Below are 15,304 nucleotides of genomic sequence, written 5' to 3'. Positions count from 1 at the left end.
AGGAGGGCAACGCGGCAGCGGGCAAAGGGTTGGCTCAGTCGAGGCGGTGAGACGGCTTGGCGGCGGCGGCCCAGGCGGCGCCGAGATCGGCGAGGCGAGCTTCGATATACTCGACGGTGAGGCGCACCGTGCCGCCGCCGGCAAGCCGCAGCTCGATGATGCCCGAGGGCGCGTCGGTCGGCTCGAAGACAATGGCGAGGAGCTCGACCACGCCTTCGGGAGCAGCTGGATCGAAGCCGGCAAAGGCGGCATGGGTGACGCCGTTGAAATAAAGCGCCGAGCGCTTGCGCAGGCCCTTGCCCCGCGGCTTGTCGCTTTCCCAGTCAAAGCGGTTCATGAGCAGCGCAAAGCGCTTGTCGCCCTTGGCATAGCCCATGTCGGCGGTGCGGATGATGGCATCCTGAGCATGGGCGGAGATGATTTCGAGGTCTTCGGTATCAAGCGCAATCAGCTTGAGATCGGTCATGAGAAAGGCCCTATGGGGTGGCGATGACCCTATCTGGTCACGACGCCTCCGATCTACAAGTTTGCGCGCAGAGGGGCAATGCGTTGGGTGAGAGAAACGGTCAGGCCGACTGCATCCAGCCCACGGCGGCCCCGGTGGGATCGCGAAGGACGCAGACCCGGCCGATGCCTTCGACGTCGTGGGGCGGGCGGATGGCGACGGCGCCAGCCTCGAGGGCGGTCGCAAAACGCTCGTCGATCCCCTCCACTTCAATGAAGCCGATCCAATAGGAAGAAGTGGTTTCGACATCGCCATGCTCGATGGCGCCGAGGCCACCGACCATTTCCGCACCAGACTTGATGACGAAATAGGGCTGGCCTTCGAGCGAGAAATCCTCGTAGGTCCAGCCCAATGTGCGGGCGAAGAAGGCTTTTGCCTTCTCGACGTCGGTGGTCAGCAGGTCATTCCAGACGAAGGTGCCGTGGGGAGTTGTCATAGGAGCCTCCGGTAGTCTTCTTCCGCTTGCGGGAGAGGGGGACTGCCGTCAGGCGGTGGAGAGGGAAGCCGCTTGCGCGAGCTCCGCTCGTTCCCGCCTGTTGCACCCCCCCCCACCATGCTACGCATGGTCCCCCTCCCCCGTAAACGGGGGAGGAAAGAGGCGGCTACCGGCCCTGCGAGCATAGCTCTTCGGGCTTAGTCCCCTAAAATCGCGCCACTGGCGCGATTTTGCCTTCGGCACGGGGCCTAGCCAGCCACCCTTTCAATCTCGGCGCCGCAGCGCGAGAGCTTGTCTTCCAGCCGCTCAAAACCGCGATCGAGGTGGTAGATGCGGTTGACGACGGTTTCGCCCCGTGCGGCAAGGCCGGCGATCACCAGCGACACCGAGGCACGCAGGTCGGTCGCCATGACCTGGGCGCCCCGCAGCTGAGGCTTGCCGGTGATGGTGGCGACCTGGCCATTGACGGCGATGTCGGCGCCGAAACGGGCGAGTTCGGCGACGTGCATGTAACGGTTCTCGAAGATCGTCTCGCGGATCTGGCTGACGCCGTTGCTCATGGTCATCAGGGCCATGAACTGGGCCTGGAGATCGGTGGGGAAACCGGGAAAGGGCTCAGTTTCCACATCGACCGGGCGAATGCCATTGCCATTGCGGCGCACGCGCAGGCCGCCGGCCTCAGGCGTAAGCTCGACGCCGGTCTGGGCGAGAATATCGAGCGCCGACTGCAGGTGTTCGGGGCGCGCGCCCTTGAGCAGCACATCGCCCCCGGTCATGGCAGCGGCCATGGCGAAAGTGCCGGTTTCGATGCGATCGGGGATCACGTCGACGGTGGCGCCATGGAGCTTTTCGACGCCCTCGATGGTCAAGGTGCGGGTGCCGATGCCGGAAATCTTGGCGCCCATGGCCACGAGGCATTCGGCGACATTGGTGATTTCCGGTTCCTGCGCGGCATTTTCCAGCACGGTGGTGCCGCGGGCCAGGGTAGCGGCCATCAGGATGGTGTGGGTGGCGCCGACCGAGACCTTCGGGAAGCTGATCGTGGTGCCCACCAGCCCGCCCTTGGGGGCCTTGGCGACGACATAGCCATCATCGATGTCGATTTCGGCGCCCAAGGCCTTGAGACCGTAAAGGAAGAGATCGACCGGACGGGTGCCGATGGCGCAGCCGCCGGGCAGCGACACGCGGGCCTCGTGGCAACGGGCCAGCAAGGGCCCGATGACCCAGAAGCTGGCGCGCATCTTGGACACGAGGTCATAGGGGGCGGTGGTGTCGACGATGTCGGCGGCATGGAAGGTCATGCGCTGGCCAACGCCTTCGTCCTCGCCGCGACGGCGGCCATGCACGGCAATATCGACGCCGTGATTCTCGAGAATGCGCTCGAGCTGCTTGACGTCGGCAAGGCGCGGCACATTGTTCAGAACCAGCGGCTCAGCGCTCAAGAGCGAGGCGATCATCAGCGGCAGGGCAGCGTTCTTGGCGCCCGAAATGGGGATTTCGCCCCGCAGCTCGTTGCCACCGACCAAACGAATACGATCCATAAGAAGTCCTCAAAACTGGCCCTTGGGGCCTGCTACCTGGGGGAGGTAGGCGAGGTCTTCGTTGCCACGTAGGCCAGACCAGCCGTTCTCAGAAAGTGATGCGAAACAGAATCGCCCGAAAATGGTTTACGGTTTCTTGTCCGCGTCCGTTTCGGGGACCACAGGGTCGGGTTGGGCGGCGTCGCTTGCCGAACGCGCCCGAGCCTGATCCTTGCGGCGCTTCAGGTTCTCACGCAGCTTTGCGGCCAATCTTTGCTCGCGCAACTGGTTTTGCTCCGATTTGCCCATGCTTTGGCCCGTCGATTCCATCGCGGCGGTTGATAGGCTTTTTTTGGTCTTGCGTCGAGGGAGGCACTATGGCAAAGGAGCCCCCGTCGCCGCGGCAGTCCCGCACTGCACCCCCGCGATATGCTGCCGTAGCTCAGTGGTAGAGCACTCCCTTGGTAAGGGAGAGGCCGACAGTTCAATCCTGTCCGGCAGCACCAGTTTTCCTCCCGATAGCTAACGTTTGGCGGCTCGGATGGGCGGGTTTGGTACGGCCGTGCTGAGCCGTTGAATTAGCGCCGCCTGCTGCCGGAGATGGCGAGGATGAGCGCTGCGCCGGCTATGACCATGGCCCCCATGCTGAGGGCTGGATGCATCTGGAGGCCGGTGGTCACGCTGAAGTTGCGGCCGTGGCCGTAGCGGGATCGTTCGTTGCCCTCGCGCGGCACTTCGTAGAGGCTTTCCGCGTCGGGCATGTGCTCGTAGTCGATGAGCTGGTCATAGGTCCAGGTCTTCTGCACGCCTTCGATGACGCGCGGCGCGAGCGCCCCCAGGCGGCCACCCAGGGCCGAGGTCTGTCCCACGGCAATGTCGCGGCGCGGATGTTCGGCGGCGACGAGGATCGCCTCGGCGACGACTTCGGGGGCATATTGGGCGCCGGGCGCCTTGCCCATGCCGCCCATATTGGTCTTGGCATGATCGAAGAAGCGCGTGTCGATGGCGCTGGGCTTGATCAGCGTCACGGAAACCGGCAGGCCTTCCTGGCCCAGCTCCACGCGAAGGCCATCGGTAAAGCCCTTGATGGCGTGCTTGCTGGCCGAATAGGCGACGGACAGCATCTGCGGCATGTCGGAAACGGCGGAGCCGAGATTGATGATGGCGCCGGGCTTGCCGGTTTCACGGAAATGCCGCGCCGCTGCCAGCGAGCCGTAAACGAGCCCGAAATAGTTGATCTCGAAGAGGCGGTGATGGTCGGCAGTACTGGTGGCATCGGCCGTGCTGATGAGACCGAGCCCGGCATTGTTGACCCAGGTGTCGAAGCCGCCGAAGCGCTCAATGGTCGCCTCGACCAGACGCTGCACCTGCGCCTCGTCGCTGACATCGGTGCCGACATAGATGGTCGAGCCGCCTTCGGCATTGAGTTCGGCGCTGATCCGGGCCAGGGCCTCGACGTCGCGGGCGGCGAGGACGACCCGAGCGCCGCGCTGGGCAGCCAGGCGCGCCGTGGCCAGGCCAATGCCCGAACTCGCGCCGGTGACGACGATGGTCTGCTGATCCAATGGGGCAAGCGTGATGGACATGTCGGCTCTCCTTGTGTGAGCGGCCAACGGTTCGTCGCCCGCTAGGTTGCCGACAAACTGGAGAATGCGGGGAACGGTCTGCGCCAGCGACCGTTGCGGCCAAGCGGAACGCCGTAAACCCGGACCACTTCGTTCCCCGCACCGTCACGCGGTCGCGGAGGGCTCTCTATGCGCCTACACAACCAATTGAAGTCATTGAATAATTTCGGAACCGTTTCGGACCCGAGCCATTGACCATGCCTAACTGGCCAGCCCTGGCCCTCCTTCAGGAGTTCAAAGATGAGCATCGATGATTCCAGCAATCCGAACGGCGGCTCGACCCGCAACACGGATGCGTTGAAAAGCCAGGTCGGCCACGATCTGGAGACCGCCACCGAACATGCCAAGCACGACCTGGACGCCATTGCACAGCGCGCCAAGGCAGATGCCCGCGCGCTGGGCGAAGAGGCCGGCGCCAAGGTGTCGGAAGCCACCGAGAGCGTGAAATCCTTCGCCACCGATCAGAAGGATCTGGCCGCCAACCAGATCAACGGCGTCGCCGCGGCGATCGGCAAGGTCGCCGATGAACTGGACGGCTCGGACCAGCAGACGATTGCCCGCTATGCGCGCGACCTCGCCTCGGGAATATCCAGCATGGGCAAGACGGTGCAGGATCGTGATGTCGACGACCTTATGGGCCTGGCGCAGGATTTCGGCCGCAGGCAGCCGGTGGCCTTTCTCGGCGCTGCAGCGCTGGCCGGTTTTGTCGCCAGCCGCTTCGCAATGGCCTCCAACCAGCGTCGTGAGCAGAAGGCGTCGCAGTCCGGCTCGGCCGCCTCGGCCAGCCGGTCGTCCTACCAGTCCGAGGGCTCCCAGAACTACGCCTCCGGCGCGCCCTCCAGCAGCAGCATGGGAGGCGAATGATGGCCGCCACCGGTGAAAACAGGCCCATTGCCGATCTGCTCGGCGGCCTTGTCAGCGATATTTCGACGCTCTTCCGCAAGGAAGTGCAACTTGCCAAGGTGGAAGCTTCGGAAAAGGTTTCGGAAGCCACCGGCGCAATCAGCTCGATTGCCATCGGCGGCGTGCTGGCGCTCGGCGCGCTCGGCGTCTTCCTCGCCGCGGTCGTCACGCTGATCGCGGCATTCCTCATCAACATGGGCATGGACCCGACCTTCGCCAACGCACTGGCTGCCGTGATCGTCACGGTGGTCGTGGGCCTTGTTGGCTGGAGCTTCATCTCAAAGGGCCTCAACGCCCTCAAGGCAACCAATCTCAACATGAACCGCACCGCAGCTTCGCTCGGGCGGGATGCTGATATCGTCAAGGAGAGGCTGTGATGGCTTACGACAGCGAACACAAGAGCTCGGCCGAACTGCAGCGCGAAATCGAAATGCAGCGCAGCCGCGTGGAAAGCACCATCGACCAGATCCAGGACAAGCTATCGCCGGGCCAATTGGTCGATGAACTATTGGCCTATACCAAGGGCGGCGGCGGCGAATTCGTCGCGAGCCTGCAGCGCAATGTCACCGCCAACCCGCTGCCGGTGGCCCTCTTAGGCGTGAGCCTAGCCTGGCTGATGGCCAAGCCTGCCGGCGCCGCACCGACGAGCCAGCCAAGCACCATCCGCAGCGATCGCCACTGGGACGACAGCATCAACAGCCGCCGCGGCTATCGTACCAGCGACGATTACGACGCGGATGACGACTATCCCGTCACCATTATCAGCGGCGCCAGCCTGCAGCGGCGGGGCAGCTCGACCGATGAACGCGGTGACACCTATAGCGAATTCTCGGACGACGCCGGCAAGACGTTCAAGGCCCGCACAGACGCAGCAGGCAAGCGCGCCGGCCATTTCGTGGACGAAACCGGCAACATGTTCCGCGGCTTCACCAACAGTGCCGGCGAGCGCATCGAGCACTTCCGCGACGAGGCGGGCAACCTGCTCGACGAAGCGACGGGCTGGGCCTCGCATACCTGGCAGATGGCGCGCGAGAAAATGCATGATGCGCGGGACGCCATGCAGACGGGCGCCAGCTCGGGCAAGGCCCGTGCCGGCCAGGCCGGCGACATGCTGCACGGACAGATGGAAAACCTCAACCAGACCATCATCAACCAGTTCCGCGACCAGCCGCTGGTGGGCGGGGCACTGGCCTTCGCCCTCGGGGCGGCACTGGGCTCCACCTTGCCCCATACAGCACAGGAAGATGCGCTGATGGGCGAGGCCGCCGATGCGGTGAAGGGCAAGGTCGGTGAGACAGCCTCCGAACTCTACGACCAGGGCAAGGAAAAGGCAGCCGATCTCTATTCCAGCGCTGCCGACAAGGCCGGCGAGCTCTACCAGCAGGTCAAGGATGGGGCGACGGGCGCCGCCGACCAGTCCGACTCGTCCGGGTCGTCGGGTTCAGGCTCGTACGGTTCGTCCAGCGCCTCGGGCTCGTATGGAACCCCCGGATCGTCCGGCTCGGGCTATCGCAGCAATTGATGGCGAGGGGGAGGCTTGGCCTCCCCTTCCCTCTCCACCCATGACAAATCCAAAAAAGGTGCATGTCGATGGCACACGACCAGACACATGACGACGCTCCTAAGCGGGCGCAGCGCGACGACAAGGACGGGGACTATGCCATTGTCGGCCGCAGCGTCCTGATCAACCGGCCGCGCAGTGAACTCTTCGCCTATTGGCGGGATTTCACCAAACTGCCGACCTTCATGCATGCCGTCGAGAGCGTGGCGATAGGTGACGGCGAACGATCGACCTGGACAATCAAGGCACCGGCCGGCCAGCATGTGACGCTGGAGACCGAACTGGTCGACGTGATCGAGAACGAGGCTATCGGCTGGCGTTCGACCGAGCACTCGCAGATCAAGACCACCGGCCATGTCACCTTCACCGATGCGCCGGCCGGACGCGGCACCATCGTGACGGCAGAGATTGCCTATGAGCCGCCGGGCGGCGATGTCGGCCGGCTGATCGCCAAACTGTTCCAGGCTGAACCCAACATTCAGGCCCGGCACGAACTCAAGCGCTTCAAGCAATTGATGGAAGCGGGAGAAGTCGCCACCGGAGCCTACACCAATTCGACTGACGGAGAAGTTTGATGCGCGCGCTGACCTGGCATGGAACCAACGACGTCCGCGTCGATACGCATCCCGACCCAGAAATCATCAATCCCCGCGACGCCATCCTCAAGGTGACCTCGACCGCCATTTGCGGCTCGGACCTGCACCTTTATGACGGGGTGATCCCCGGCATGAAGTCGGGCGACATTCTGGGCCATGAATTCATGGGCGAAGTCGTGGAAGTGGGTCCCAAGAGCACGCTGCAAAAGGGCCAACGCGTGGTCGTGCCTTTCACCATTTCCTGTGGCAAGTGCTTCTTCTGCGAACAGCAGCAGTATTCGGCCTGTGACAACGGCAATCCGGTCGTCAATCAGGACGCCTCGGAAATGCTCTATGGCCAGCCCATGGGCGCGGCTTTCGGCTATTCGCACCTGACAGGTGGCTATGCCGGGGGACAGGCCGAGTATGTGCGCGTGCCGTTCTCCGATGTCGGGCCCATCGTCATTCCCGATGGTATGGCGGATGACGACGTGCTGTTTCTTTCTGACATCCTGCCCACCGGATGGATGGCGGCGGAGAATGCGCAGATCCAGCCTGGCGACACGGTCGCCGTCTGGGGCGCGGGGCCCGTCGGGCTCTTTGCGGTGCAAAGTGCCGTACTGATGGGCGCCGCCCAGGTCATCGCCATCGATCACTTCCCGCGCCGCCTCGAACTGGCGCAGAAATTCGGCGCCAAGATCATCAACTTCGAGGAGACCCATGTCCGCGAAGCACTGATGGAAATGACCGGCGGCATTGGTCCAGACGCGGTGATCGATGCTGTCGGCATGGAGGCCCATGGCTGGGTGGCCGACAATGTGCTCGACGTCATCAAGCAGAAGATGGCTCCCGGCGCGGATCGCGGCCATGCGCTGCGCCAGGCGCTGCTGGCCGTCCGCAAGGGCGGCCGCGTTTCGGTGCCCGGCGTCTATGGCGGCATGCTCGACAAATGGCCGCTGGGCGCGATGATGGAAAAGGGCATTCAGATCAAGGGCGGCCAAACCCATGTGCAAAAATACACGGCCGACCTCCTGCGCCGTATCCAGGATGGCGAGATCGACACGACTTTCCTGATCAGCCACCGGCTGTCCTTGGAAGAGGCCCCCGAAGGCTACAAGAACTTCCACGACAAGCAGAACGAGTGGACCAAGGTGGTGCTCAAGCCCGGCGGCGTCGCCTGATCTGCCGGTAGCTGCTCCCCGACCTCAGAGAGCCGCCAGCCGCTTCAGGGCGGCTGCGGCGGGCTGCCCCCAACTCGGTTTGCCGCCGGGGCGGCCATGTGTCCCGTCATCGCCGATGATGAGGCAAACGAGCGCCTTGCTCAGGGCCCAGCCGCGAGCGCGTCGCCTCGTCGCTTCGTCTGGACCCGGCTCACAGGCGCGATAGAAGCTGTCCGTGGCACCATCAGGGAGCAGCAACCAGGCGGCGGCGAGGTCGCAGGCCGGATCGCCCGCGCAGAGGTCGCCAAAATCGATGACGCCACAAAGGGCGCCGTCGCGGGTCAGGACGTTGGCGGGATGAAGATCGGCATGGATCCAGATGGGTGGTCCGCTCCAATCCGGGGCGCTCGCCGCATCTCCCCATATGGTCTCAAGGGTGCGTGCGTCGTGTATCAGCCCACGCTCGACGGCAAGGCGGAGAAAATGCGCGACGCCCTGGCTGGTGGCCGCGAGAGACCCGCCCCGGCCGTGACGGCCAATTGGCGCGTCGGGGGGAGCAGGCCGGTGGAGCGCCGACAGGAATGCGGCCAATGCGGTCTCCCCGCCTGCACCCGGAGTCACTGGCGCCCTATCTGCAGGCTCTCCCTCAACCCAGGTGGTGACGATCCAGGTGCGCCCAAACCGTTCGCTGGGCCGGCCGAGCCGCATGGGCGTCGGAATCGGCAGCGGCAGTCTGGATGCCAAGGCCGGCACTAGACCATATTCCTTGAGCAGCAATTCATCGGCATCGTCGGTCTGCCAAGGCAGGCGAACCGCGAGGTCGTCGCCCAGACGCCACAACTGGTTGTCCCAGCCAACGGCGCCGAGGGCCAGCGGCAGGTGCGCCAGGTCGGGATGCTGCTCGCGGAGCAGCGCGGCGACGAGGTCCTGGGTGATGTCGACAGTCATTGGCGGTGCATCAGGCCTTGGTCAGATCGTCGATCAGGGCTTCGATCTGCACCACGAGGTGCTGCCAGTCGCCAAAATCCCGGTTGGCGGCCTGGGCGTCTTCCAGCCGCTGGCGGGCCGAAGCCAAAGCATCCTCGATGGCAGGGAGGGCAATGTCACCGTCCGACGCCATGGCAATGAATTCCTGATAGTCGGCAATGGTATCCACGTCGCCTCCCCTGCCCGTCATCTCAATCTTCGGCCTGTTGCAGCCAGTCGGCAATGAACCCGGCCTCGATTTCCTGGCCGACATCGTTGCGGTGGATACGGTCAGACCGGGTCTCGTCTCCTGCCAGCGCTTCGAGGAACGCGGCCTGGACCTCCGCGTCGAAACTGTTCTCCGGGAATTCCGTCAACAGGCGCTCGTTGATGCCCAGCAATACAGGCAATGTCAGGCCATCTTCACGCCCGCCCGAGACCGGCACCTGGGGCAGGATCAGCAAGCGATCGTCGCCGATCTTCGCCTTGGCCTCGGCGAGGCTCGCCATGTATTCGTCCACGCTCTCGCCCGCATTCCGGCGGTCATATAGGATCACCACGCGCTCCTCGCCGCCCGGCAGCGTTTCGAGCGATTTGAGGATGGCTGCCATGGAATTGCGGCTGCGGGAGAGGTTTTCTACCTGATACTCGCCGTCGAGCTTTTCGAGGAGGCGGGTGGCCCAGCTTGTCTGCGCGCCGTCGCCCTTGCCGGTGCTGTCTCCGACGATGACGATGTCGGCTGCGCTGGCCGTGGCGGCCGTCAGCACAAAGGCCGCCGCAATGAGGCGCATGGACAATTTCATTGGCCGCTCCCGTGCCGAGTTTCGAGATAGTCGAGGCCGAATTTGTGCAGGTCGGTGGCGTCGAAAAGGTAGCAGTGTGCCTGGCCGACCCTTCCCTCCCGGTGGCGACCCTCGGCAACATAGGCTGTCGCGATGGTCTCGACTGCGTCGGGTTCACCCTCGCGCGCATAAACATCGATGATGCCGTTGGAATCCAGCTCGCGCACCATTTCCCAGGATTTGCGCCCGTCCCGGAGCACCGGGACTTCATAGGTCACCCAGCGCTTGCCGGGGATATCAGCCACAGCTTCGGTGTAGTGAAGCAGAGTGACGGAATCGAGCGGCGCGCCAAGCATTAGCACTTTGCCGCCAAGCTTCACGAAGCGCTCCAGCGGGCTGCCCGGGCCATAGCCGGTGCCGAGGGGGTGGTCGGCGATAAGGTAGTCGGCATCCTTGCCCACGGCGGCCATGGAGGCATCGGGATTGCCGCTGCGCCGGGCACCCGGCAGGCGCAGCAGATAGGTGTTGAGGATACCCCAGCCGGAATAGGGCGGCGCATCCGCCGGGTCGAAGACCGGCCAGGCGTCCCGTTCTGCAATGGTCATGCTGGCGCCGCCCAGGGTCTCTTCATAGGGCGAGTGATCCCAGGACACATAGGCCATGAGAGTTCCGGAAGGGCCGACGGCGGCAAGCAGGCCCTCGGCCACCCCCATCGCGCCGCCGGTCATCGGCCCGAGCGCTTTCATGGAGGCATGGACCATCAACCGGTCACCCTCGACAACGCCGAGTGAGCGCAACTGAGCGACGAAGTCGTCAGCGCCAAGTTCTTTTTGCTCCAAGAGCATGACGGCCTCCCCATTCGACACTTTCATCGGCCTATAGATGCAAGCTTGCATCGGGCTGACGGCAGCTTCCAGTGTTTGCGCCTGTCAGATTGAAGCAATCCGCTCCGGCTAGGTGCATGCGGTCTGGAGACCGATGCGATGTTTCACAAGACCAACCCTATCGACGCCGATCCGGTGCGGGTGTTTAACGCCCTCACCGATATTGCCGCCATTCCACACTGGATCCCCACGATCCGCAGCGCCCGGCTTCTGTCGCCGGGCCCTCTGGGTCAGGAGACGCGGTTCACGCAGGATGCCGTGATCGGCTCGTGGTATTTCCCGATCGACGGCGTGGTGCGCCAATACAACCGTCCGTACCAGCTCGACTATGAATATGAACGCGGCGTCATGGCCGGCTACTGGTCGTATGTCATCGTGCCGGCCGATCATGGCACCATTCTGGAGACGCGGATCGAATTTTCGGCGCCCCGGCTCCTGCGCCCGCTGCTGGGCAAAATCGTCAGCGGCAACCTGGACAATTTTGCAAAATGGGCCGCCTCTAGGACATGCCTGCCGGCGGAAAGGGCAAGCTGATCCTGAATGTCGATCCGGCGCCCATCCGGCTGTCGCAGGTGATGGTGCCGCCATGGGCCATGGCGATCTGACGGGAAATCTGCAGGCCCAACCCTGCTCCGCTATCCTGCCGCTTGCGCCAGAAGGCATCGAACATATGGGCCTGATCCTCGGAGGAAATACCGGGGCCATGATCGTGAACGAGGATGGCGAAGTGATCCTCGCCCTGGGTGACCTGCACCGCCACCGTGCCGCCGACCGGTTCGACCCGCAGCGCATTGTCCAGGACGTTCCGCACCATGGAAGCGATGGCATCGCAATCGCCCAGGACCAGTGCTGCACTCGGCCTAGTGCGGAAGGACAGATTGCGCCCGTCGCGCAGTGCGAGGGGCGCCATGTCGGCAATCACCTGGCGCGTCGTGTGGACGAGATCGACGGGCAGGTTGACCTGGGCCGGATCGTTTTCGAGCCGCGCCGCCGCCAGCAATTGATCGACAAGGGTCGAGAGCTGCATGACGTCGCGCCGCAAAGCAATGCGCTCGGGACCATCGGGCAGGCTTTCCACGCGGGCGCCGAGCACGGCAACGGGCGTGCGCAACTCGTGGGCGGCATTGGCGGCAAACAGGCGCTGCTTGCCGATCTCGCCGTCGAGGCGCTCCAGCAGCTCATTGATGGCGTCGATCAGCGGCACGATCTCGGAGGGCAGCGTGCTGTCGCGCTCCAGCCGCGAGGTGAGCGAGGACAGTTGCACGGCGGCAGCCTGGGCAGACGCCGCGCGTAGCGGCCGCAGGGCGCGCACCACCACCATCTGCGTGGCGATTGCGCCTGCCAGGAATGCCGGGGCGAACATCAGCAGGAATTGCGGAAGATAGATCTGGAAGAACACGGGCAGATCGTCGATGCGAAACTGGTTGCCAACGGTGACAACGGTCACGGTCGACTGCCTCCAGGGGAGTTGCTGCGCGTAGCCGATCAGCCCATCGGCGAAGCGGAACTGTCCCGAAATCGGCAGGGGCGCCGCAGAGGTTGCCCAGCGCCCGGCAAGCTCGGGTGACGACCCCTCGATAGGCGATCCCGCGACCAGCACGGCAAAGGCAAAGCCCGGTCTTCGCTGCACATATTCGGCCAGGTCGCCCGTCTGGGCAACGACCAGGGCGCCGTCGCGCATTTCGACCGCCGAGGCGACCACCTGCTTGGCCGAGAACGCAGCCAGTTCCTCGTATGAAATGTAGGGCGAGACCACCATGACGATCAGCACCCAGACTGTCAGCGTCACCGCCTGCGCGATGACGATGCCCTTGATCAGGCGCTGGGCCAGGCTTTTCGGAGAACTCACTGGGAAGCCTCGCTCGGCAAACAATGCGCGCCCGACGGGCAGCGCGATGGGAACAGGTCTTGCCGCTGTCAGCAAGATGCAACTTGCATGCGCGGTTATGTCGGCAGGCGACTACCGGAGGGCACGGACATGCCCCATTCTTTCGGCAGGCATTGCCAGCTTCGTCATGATCCCCGATCGCCTTGTGGTAGACATGTCGGTGCCTGACGGAATGGAGGATGACGTCCCATGAGAGTGCTGCTCGTCGAAGACCAGTCCGACCTGGCGGGCCGCCTGCAGCGGGAGTTGCAGGACCAGGGGCTGGTGGTGGACCGGACAGAGCGGCTGGACGAAGCCTCGGCGGCCCTCAAGCTGGTCCGCTACGCCCTGATTCTGCTCGACCGCCGCCTGCCCGATGGCGATGGCATCAGCCTGTTGCGCGAGGTCCATGCGCTGCAGCCGCAGGCAAGCGTGCTTGTGCTCAGTGCAATGGGGTCGGCCGATGCCAGGATCGAAGGTCTGGACGCCGGTGCCGACGACTACCTGCCAAAACCATTCGACTGGGATGAATTGCGCGCCCGCATCCGCGCGGCATTGCGGCGGACCCGGTTGGCCGGGCGCAGCGTGCAACCGATCACCTGCGGCCGGATCACCTACCATCCGGACACCCGCGAAGTGCGGGTGGGCGAAGACGTGCTGCATCTGCGGCGGCGCGAATTGCTGATCATCGAAAGCCTGCTGCTCCGTTGCCGCAGGGTGGTCACGCGTGAACTGCTCATCGAAGCCGTCTACGGCTTTGGCGAGGAACCGAGCTCCAATACGCTCGAAGCCCATGTCTCGCGATTGCGGAAGCGGCTGTCCCTGCTCGACGCCGGGGCGGTGATCCACCCGGTGCGCGGCGTTGGTTATCTCATCGACGATACCTGACGGCCCGGTTATTGGCAGGAACGGATCCATTGCTCGATGTCGGCCAGTTGCGTGTCGCCGAGAGCAGGACCTATCGGCATGCGCGACCCACTGCCACCGACATCGGCATGCGTGCCCATGATTTTCCTGAACACGTAGCTGTTTTCAGGGTCGCCGGGCGCGATCCTCTCCATGCCAGATACCTGCGTGCTGGCCTGGCCGATGAGCGCAGCGCCACCCTCAGCCAGGGAGAGCCCGGAAATCCGCGCCCGGTCATTGTGGCAGGAGCTGCACCGTGCCTGAAATATCTCGTCGGCCTTTGCCTGCAAGGCCTGGTCGCAGGCCTGGGTGGGGCCGGCCCACAATGCGGCCAAGACCGCCATCAACGTCATGCGCTTCATGTGTACCGTCCTCAGTTGAGGCGGCAGGGTCCCTTATCCGGCTGACTGGAAGCTGACACTTCGCATCTCATTACTTGCGATAGAAGGTGTAGGACAGCGTGATCTCGCCGATAGTGTCGAGCTCGGGGTTTCCGGCGAAATCGGGATCGACGAAGAACTGAATGGGCATATCGAGCGTCTCCCCGGGCTGGAGGGTCTGCTCGGTAAAGCAGAAGCACTCGACCTTGTTGAAGTAATAGCCGGCGCGATCCGGCGTGACGTTGAACACCGCCATGCCCGTAACCGGCTGATCGGAGAGGTTGGTGGCCCGATAATTGACCACTTCGACGCTGCCGATCCTGCTGGTCACCGGATCGGCGCGCCGTATTGCCCAAGGTAGGCCCCGATCGATATTGGCGTCGAAGCTGACGGTGATCGGGCGATCCACCACGCCCTTCACGTTGCCTTCAGACTGGCCCGGCGTGCCGCCATAGCCGGTCACCGAGCAGAAGAGCCCATAGAGTGGCACGGCGAGAAACGCCAATCCGAGCATGCCAGTCGCGCCACACAAGAGAAGGCGGAAGGTGCGGCGGTTGCGGTGATGCAGGGAGGTCGTTGATGCGGGCTGGACCGATCGATCGAGGATCATGGCTGCGACCTCAGGAATGAACGGAGCTTTTCGACCGCCACGGATGTCTCTTCGCCATAGCTGATGAAGGTGACGAACTCGCCCTGCCGGTCGATCAGGTAGACGGCGGAGGTGTGATCCATGGTGTAGCCGCCATCGGGCTCGGAGATCTTTTCGTAGTGGACGCCCCATGATGCCGCGACGGCCGCAATTTCCTCGGGCGTGCCGGTGACGCCGACGATCCGCTTGGTCCAGGACAGGTATTCGGCAATCCGACGATAGGTGTCGCGTTCCGGGTCGATGGTGACGAAGTAGCTGCGCAAGTCCGCCGCCTCCTCGCCGAGTTGCTCGTACCAGAGCATGATATCGGCCACGCTGGTGGGACAGATATCGGGACATTGGGTGAAGCCGAAGAACAGGAGCGTCGGCGCGCCGGTCATGACCTGCGGATTGAACGCATTGCCGCGCGTGTCGACGAGTTCGTAGGGAGCCTTGCCCAGCGAGGATTGCCCATTGCTGACCACAGCCGCGGCTTGCAGTTGGGGTGCGGGGCGGACGAGGTAGAGCGTGGCGGTCGCTGTGCCAACGACGAGGACGCTGGACCAGAGTGCAAACCGGGCGATGCGGAGAAGGGTCATGGACGTG

At 64.1% G+C, this 15,304-nt stretch carries 19 protein-coding genes and 1 tRNA gene; 8 read left to right on the top strand and 12 right to left on the bottom strand.

Annotated elements, in window-relative coordinates; translation table 11 throughout:
- Positions 1-34: 34 nt before the first annotated feature.
- The 3 genes from JEQ47_RS08340 to murA all read right to left on the bottom strand — a co-directional run bounded on the left by JEQ47_RS08340 (position 35) and on the right by murA (position 2,482).
- Positions 35-466, bottom strand: coding sequence for a DUF2948 family protein (locus tag JEQ47_RS08340; protein WP_198875960.1), 432 nt, complete (start codon positions 464-466; stop codon positions 35-37).
- 100 nt (positions 467-566) lie between these two features.
- Positions 567-941 carry a VOC family protein gene (locus tag JEQ47_RS08335; RefSeq protein ID WP_198875959.1) on the bottom strand — a complete coding sequence of 125 codons (375 nt, stop codon included), beginning with the start codon at positions 939-941 and terminating at the stop codon, positions 567-569.
- Positions 942-1,189: 248 nt separating this feature from the next.
- A complete protein-coding gene (gene murA / locus JEQ47_RS08330) occupies positions 1,190-2,482 on the bottom strand; it encodes a UDP-N-acetylglucosamine 1-carboxyvinyltransferase (protein WP_198875958.1) in 1,293 nt (430 codons plus the stop codon).
- Between the two features lie 410 nt (positions 2,483-2,892).
- Between murA and JEQ47_RS08325 the strand changes: the two genes are divergently transcribed.
- Positions 2,893-2,967 (top strand) — tRNA-Thr (locus JEQ47_RS08325).
- A gap of 72 nt (positions 2,968-3,039) precedes the next feature.
- Here the strand turns inward: JEQ47_RS08325 and JEQ47_RS08320 are convergent.
- Positions 3,040-4,047 (bottom strand): SDR family oxidoreductase, encoded by a 1,008-nt coding sequence (locus JEQ47_RS08320; protein ID WP_198875957.1) that lies wholly within the window; start codon positions 4,045-4,047, stop codon positions 3,040-3,042.
- Between the two features lie 279 nt (positions 4,048-4,326).
- On the opposite strand from JEQ47_RS08320, the gene JEQ47_RS08315 reads away from it, so the two are divergent.
- From JEQ47_RS08315 to JEQ47_RS08295, 5 genes are all read left to right on the top strand, one after another.
- On the top strand, positions 4,327-4,950 hold the full coding sequence (locus JEQ47_RS08315; RefSeq protein ID WP_198875956.1) for a hypothetical protein: 624 nt from the start codon (positions 4,327-4,329) through the stop codon (positions 4,948-4,950).
- The gene (locus JEQ47_RS08310) at positions 4,950-5,366 is read left to right on the top strand and encodes a phage holin family protein (protein ID WP_198875955.1); all 417 of its coding nucleotides are present in this window, start codon (positions 4,950-4,952) and stop codon (positions 5,364-5,366) included. The genes JEQ47_RS08315 and JEQ47_RS08310 overlap by 1 nt, the downstream gene beginning before the upstream one ends.
- A complete protein-coding gene (locus JEQ47_RS08305) occupies positions 5,366-6,511 on the top strand; it encodes a DUF3618 domain-containing protein (protein ID WP_198875954.1) in 1,146 nt (381 codons plus the stop codon). Before JEQ47_RS08310 ends, JEQ47_RS08305 begins: the two co-directional genes overlap by 1 nt.
- 62 nt (positions 6,512-6,573) lie before the next feature.
- Positions 6,574-7,125 (top strand): SRPBCC family protein, encoded by a 552-nt coding sequence (locus tag JEQ47_RS08300; protein ID WP_198875953.1) that lies wholly within the window; start codon positions 6,574-6,576, stop codon positions 7,123-7,125.
- On the top strand, positions 7,125-8,306 hold the full coding sequence (locus JEQ47_RS08295; RefSeq protein ID WP_198875952.1) for a zinc-dependent alcohol dehydrogenase: 1,182 nt from the start codon (positions 7,125-7,127) through the stop codon (positions 8,304-8,306). The genes JEQ47_RS08300 and JEQ47_RS08295 overlap by 1 nt, the downstream gene beginning before the upstream one ends.
- A gap of 24 nt (positions 8,307-8,330) precedes the next feature.
- On the opposite strand, the gene JEQ47_RS08290 is transcribed toward JEQ47_RS08295, so the two are convergent.
- Genes JEQ47_RS08290 through aac(3) form a run of 4 tightly spaced genes read right to left on the bottom strand, consistent with a single transcriptional unit; the run spans position 8,331 to position 10,878 of the window.
- A complete protein-coding gene (locus JEQ47_RS08290; protein ID WP_198875951.1) occupies positions 8,331-9,233 on the bottom strand; it encodes an aminoglycoside phosphotransferase family protein in 903 nt (300 codons plus the stop codon).
- Between the two features lie 10 nt (positions 9,234-9,243).
- Positions 9,244-9,462 (bottom strand): hypothetical protein, encoded by a 219-nt coding sequence (locus JEQ47_RS08285; protein ID WP_198875950.1) that lies wholly within the window; start codon positions 9,460-9,462, stop codon positions 9,244-9,246.
- A gap of 1 nt (position 9,463) precedes the next feature.
- Positions 9,464-10,054 carry an SGNH/GDSL hydrolase family protein gene (locus JEQ47_RS08280; protein ID WP_198875949.1) on the bottom strand — a complete coding sequence of 197 codons (591 nt, stop codon included), beginning with the start codon at positions 10,052-10,054 and terminating at the stop codon, positions 9,464-9,466.
- Positions 10,051-10,878 carry an aminoglycoside 3-N-acetyltransferase gene (gene aac(3) / locus JEQ47_RS08275; protein WP_198875948.1) on the bottom strand — a complete coding sequence of 276 codons (828 nt, stop codon included), beginning with the start codon at positions 10,876-10,878 and terminating at the stop codon, positions 10,051-10,053. Before aac(3) ends, JEQ47_RS08280 begins: the two co-directional genes overlap by 4 nt.
- 138 nt (positions 10,879-11,016) lie before the next feature.
- Here aac(3) and JEQ47_RS08270 point away from each other — a divergent pair, with 138 nt between their 5' ends.
- Positions 11,017-11,451 (top strand): SRPBCC family protein, encoded by a 435-nt coding sequence (locus tag JEQ47_RS08270; RefSeq protein ID WP_198875947.1) that lies wholly within the window; start codon positions 11,017-11,019, stop codon positions 11,449-11,451.
- Here JEQ47_RS08270 and JEQ47_RS21040 read toward each other — a convergent pair.
- Entirely contained in the window at positions 11,417-12,766 is a 1,350-nt protein-coding gene (locus tag JEQ47_RS21040) for a sensor histidine kinase (protein ID WP_198875946.1), read from the bottom strand. The genes JEQ47_RS08270 and JEQ47_RS21040 overlap by 35 nt on opposite strands.
- A 228-nt stretch (positions 12,767-12,994) precedes the next feature.
- Here JEQ47_RS21040 and JEQ47_RS08260 point away from each other — a divergent pair, with 228 nt between their 5' ends.
- Positions 12,995-13,672, top strand: coding sequence for a response regulator transcription factor (locus JEQ47_RS08260; RefSeq protein ID WP_198875945.1), 678 nt, complete (start codon positions 12,995-12,997; stop codon positions 13,670-13,672).
- Between the two features lie 8 nt (positions 13,673-13,680).
- On the opposite strand, the gene JEQ47_RS08255 is transcribed toward JEQ47_RS08260, so the two are convergent.
- The 3 genes from JEQ47_RS08255 to JEQ47_RS08245 form a co-directional block, all read right to left on the bottom strand.
- On the bottom strand, positions 13,681-14,052 hold the full coding sequence (locus tag JEQ47_RS08255) for a c-type cytochrome (RefSeq protein ID WP_198875944.1): 372 nt from the start codon (positions 14,050-14,052) through the stop codon (positions 13,681-13,683).
- Positions 14,053-14,122: 70 nt separating this feature from the next.
- Complete coding sequence (locus JEQ47_RS08250) at positions 14,123-14,680, bottom strand: cytochrome c oxidase assembly protein (RefSeq protein ID WP_198875943.1); 558 nt, start codon at positions 14,678-14,680, stop codon at positions 14,123-14,125.
- Positions 14,677-15,297 (bottom strand): SCO family protein, encoded by a 621-nt coding sequence (locus tag JEQ47_RS08245; RefSeq protein ID WP_198875942.1) that lies wholly within the window; start codon positions 15,295-15,297, stop codon positions 14,677-14,679. The genes JEQ47_RS08250 and JEQ47_RS08245 overlap by 4 nt, the downstream gene beginning before the upstream one ends.
- Between the last annotated feature and the right edge of the window lie 7 nt (positions 15,298-15,304).

This window comes from Devosia sediminis, from assembly GCF_016411825.1.
Classification (GTDB): domain Bacteria; phylum Pseudomonadota; class Alphaproteobacteria; order Rhizobiales; family Devosiaceae; genus Devosia; species Devosia sediminis.
Note: the sequence above shows the minus strand (reverse complement) of the source record. Positions and strands in the feature narration are given on the sequence as shown.

Excerpts from the sequence above, each read along its gene's own strand:
- JEQ47_RS08320 (WP_198875957.1), bottom strand. The coding sequence starts at position 4,047 with ATGTCCATCACGCTTGCCCCATTGGATCAGCAGACCATCGTCGTCACC.
- JEQ47_RS08255 (WP_198875944.1), bottom strand. The coding sequence starts at position 14,052 with ATGAAGCGCATGACGTTGATGGCGGTCTTGGCCGCATTGTGGGCCGGC.
- JEQ47_RS08310 (WP_198875955.1), top strand. The coding sequence starts at position 4,950 with ATGGCCGCCACCGGTGAAAACAGGCCCATTGCCGATCTGCTCGGCGGC.
- JEQ47_RS08250 (WP_198875943.1), bottom strand. The coding sequence starts at position 14,680 with ATGATCCTCGATCGATCGGTCCAGCCCGCATCAACGACCTCCCTGCAT.
- JEQ47_RS08340 (WP_198875960.1), bottom strand. The coding sequence starts at position 466 with ATGACCGATCTCAAGCTGATTGCGCTTGATACCGAAGACCTCGAAATC.
- JEQ47_RS08315 (WP_198875956.1), top strand. The coding sequence starts at position 4,327 with ATGAGCATCGATGATTCCAGCAATCCGAACGGCGGCTCGACCCGCAAC.
- JEQ47_RS08305 (WP_198875954.1), top strand. The coding sequence starts at position 5,366 with ATGGCTTACGACAGCGAACACAAGAGCTCGGCCGAACTGCAGCGCGAA.
- JEQ47_RS08270 (WP_198875947.1), top strand. The coding sequence starts at position 11,017 with ATGTTTCACAAGACCAACCCTATCGACGCCGATCCGGTGCGGGTGTTT.
- JEQ47_RS08335 (WP_198875959.1), bottom strand. The coding sequence starts at position 941 with ATGACAACTCCCCACGGCACCTTCGTCTGGAATGACCTGCTGACCACC.
- JEQ47_RS08285 (WP_198875950.1), bottom strand. The coding sequence starts at position 9,462 with ATGACGGGCAGGGGAGGCGACGTGGATACCATTGCCGACTATCAGGAA.
- murA (WP_198875958.1), bottom strand. The coding sequence starts at position 2,482 with ATGGATCGTATTCGTTTGGTCGGTGGCAACGAGCTGCGGGGCGAAATC.
- JEQ47_RS08300 (WP_198875953.1), top strand. The coding sequence starts at position 6,574 with ATGTCGATGGCACACGACCAGACACATGACGACGCTCCTAAGCGGGCG.
- JEQ47_RS08245 (WP_198875942.1), bottom strand. The coding sequence starts at position 15,297 with ATGACCCTTCTCCGCATCGCCCGGTTTGCACTCTGGTCCAGCGTCCTC.
- JEQ47_RS08290 (WP_198875951.1), bottom strand. The coding sequence starts at position 9,233 with ATGACTGTCGACATCACCCAGGACCTCGTCGCCGCGCTGCTCCGCGAG.
- JEQ47_RS08260 (WP_198875945.1), top strand. The coding sequence starts at position 12,995 with ATGAGAGTGCTGCTCGTCGAAGACCAGTCCGACCTGGCGGGCCGCCTG.
- JEQ47_RS08295 (WP_198875952.1), top strand. The coding sequence starts at position 7,125 with ATGCGCGCGCTGACCTGGCATGGAACCAACGACGTCCGCGTCGATACG.
- JEQ47_RS08280 (WP_198875949.1), bottom strand. The coding sequence starts at position 10,054 with ATGAAATTGTCCATGCGCCTCATTGCGGCGGCCTTTGTGCTGACGGCC.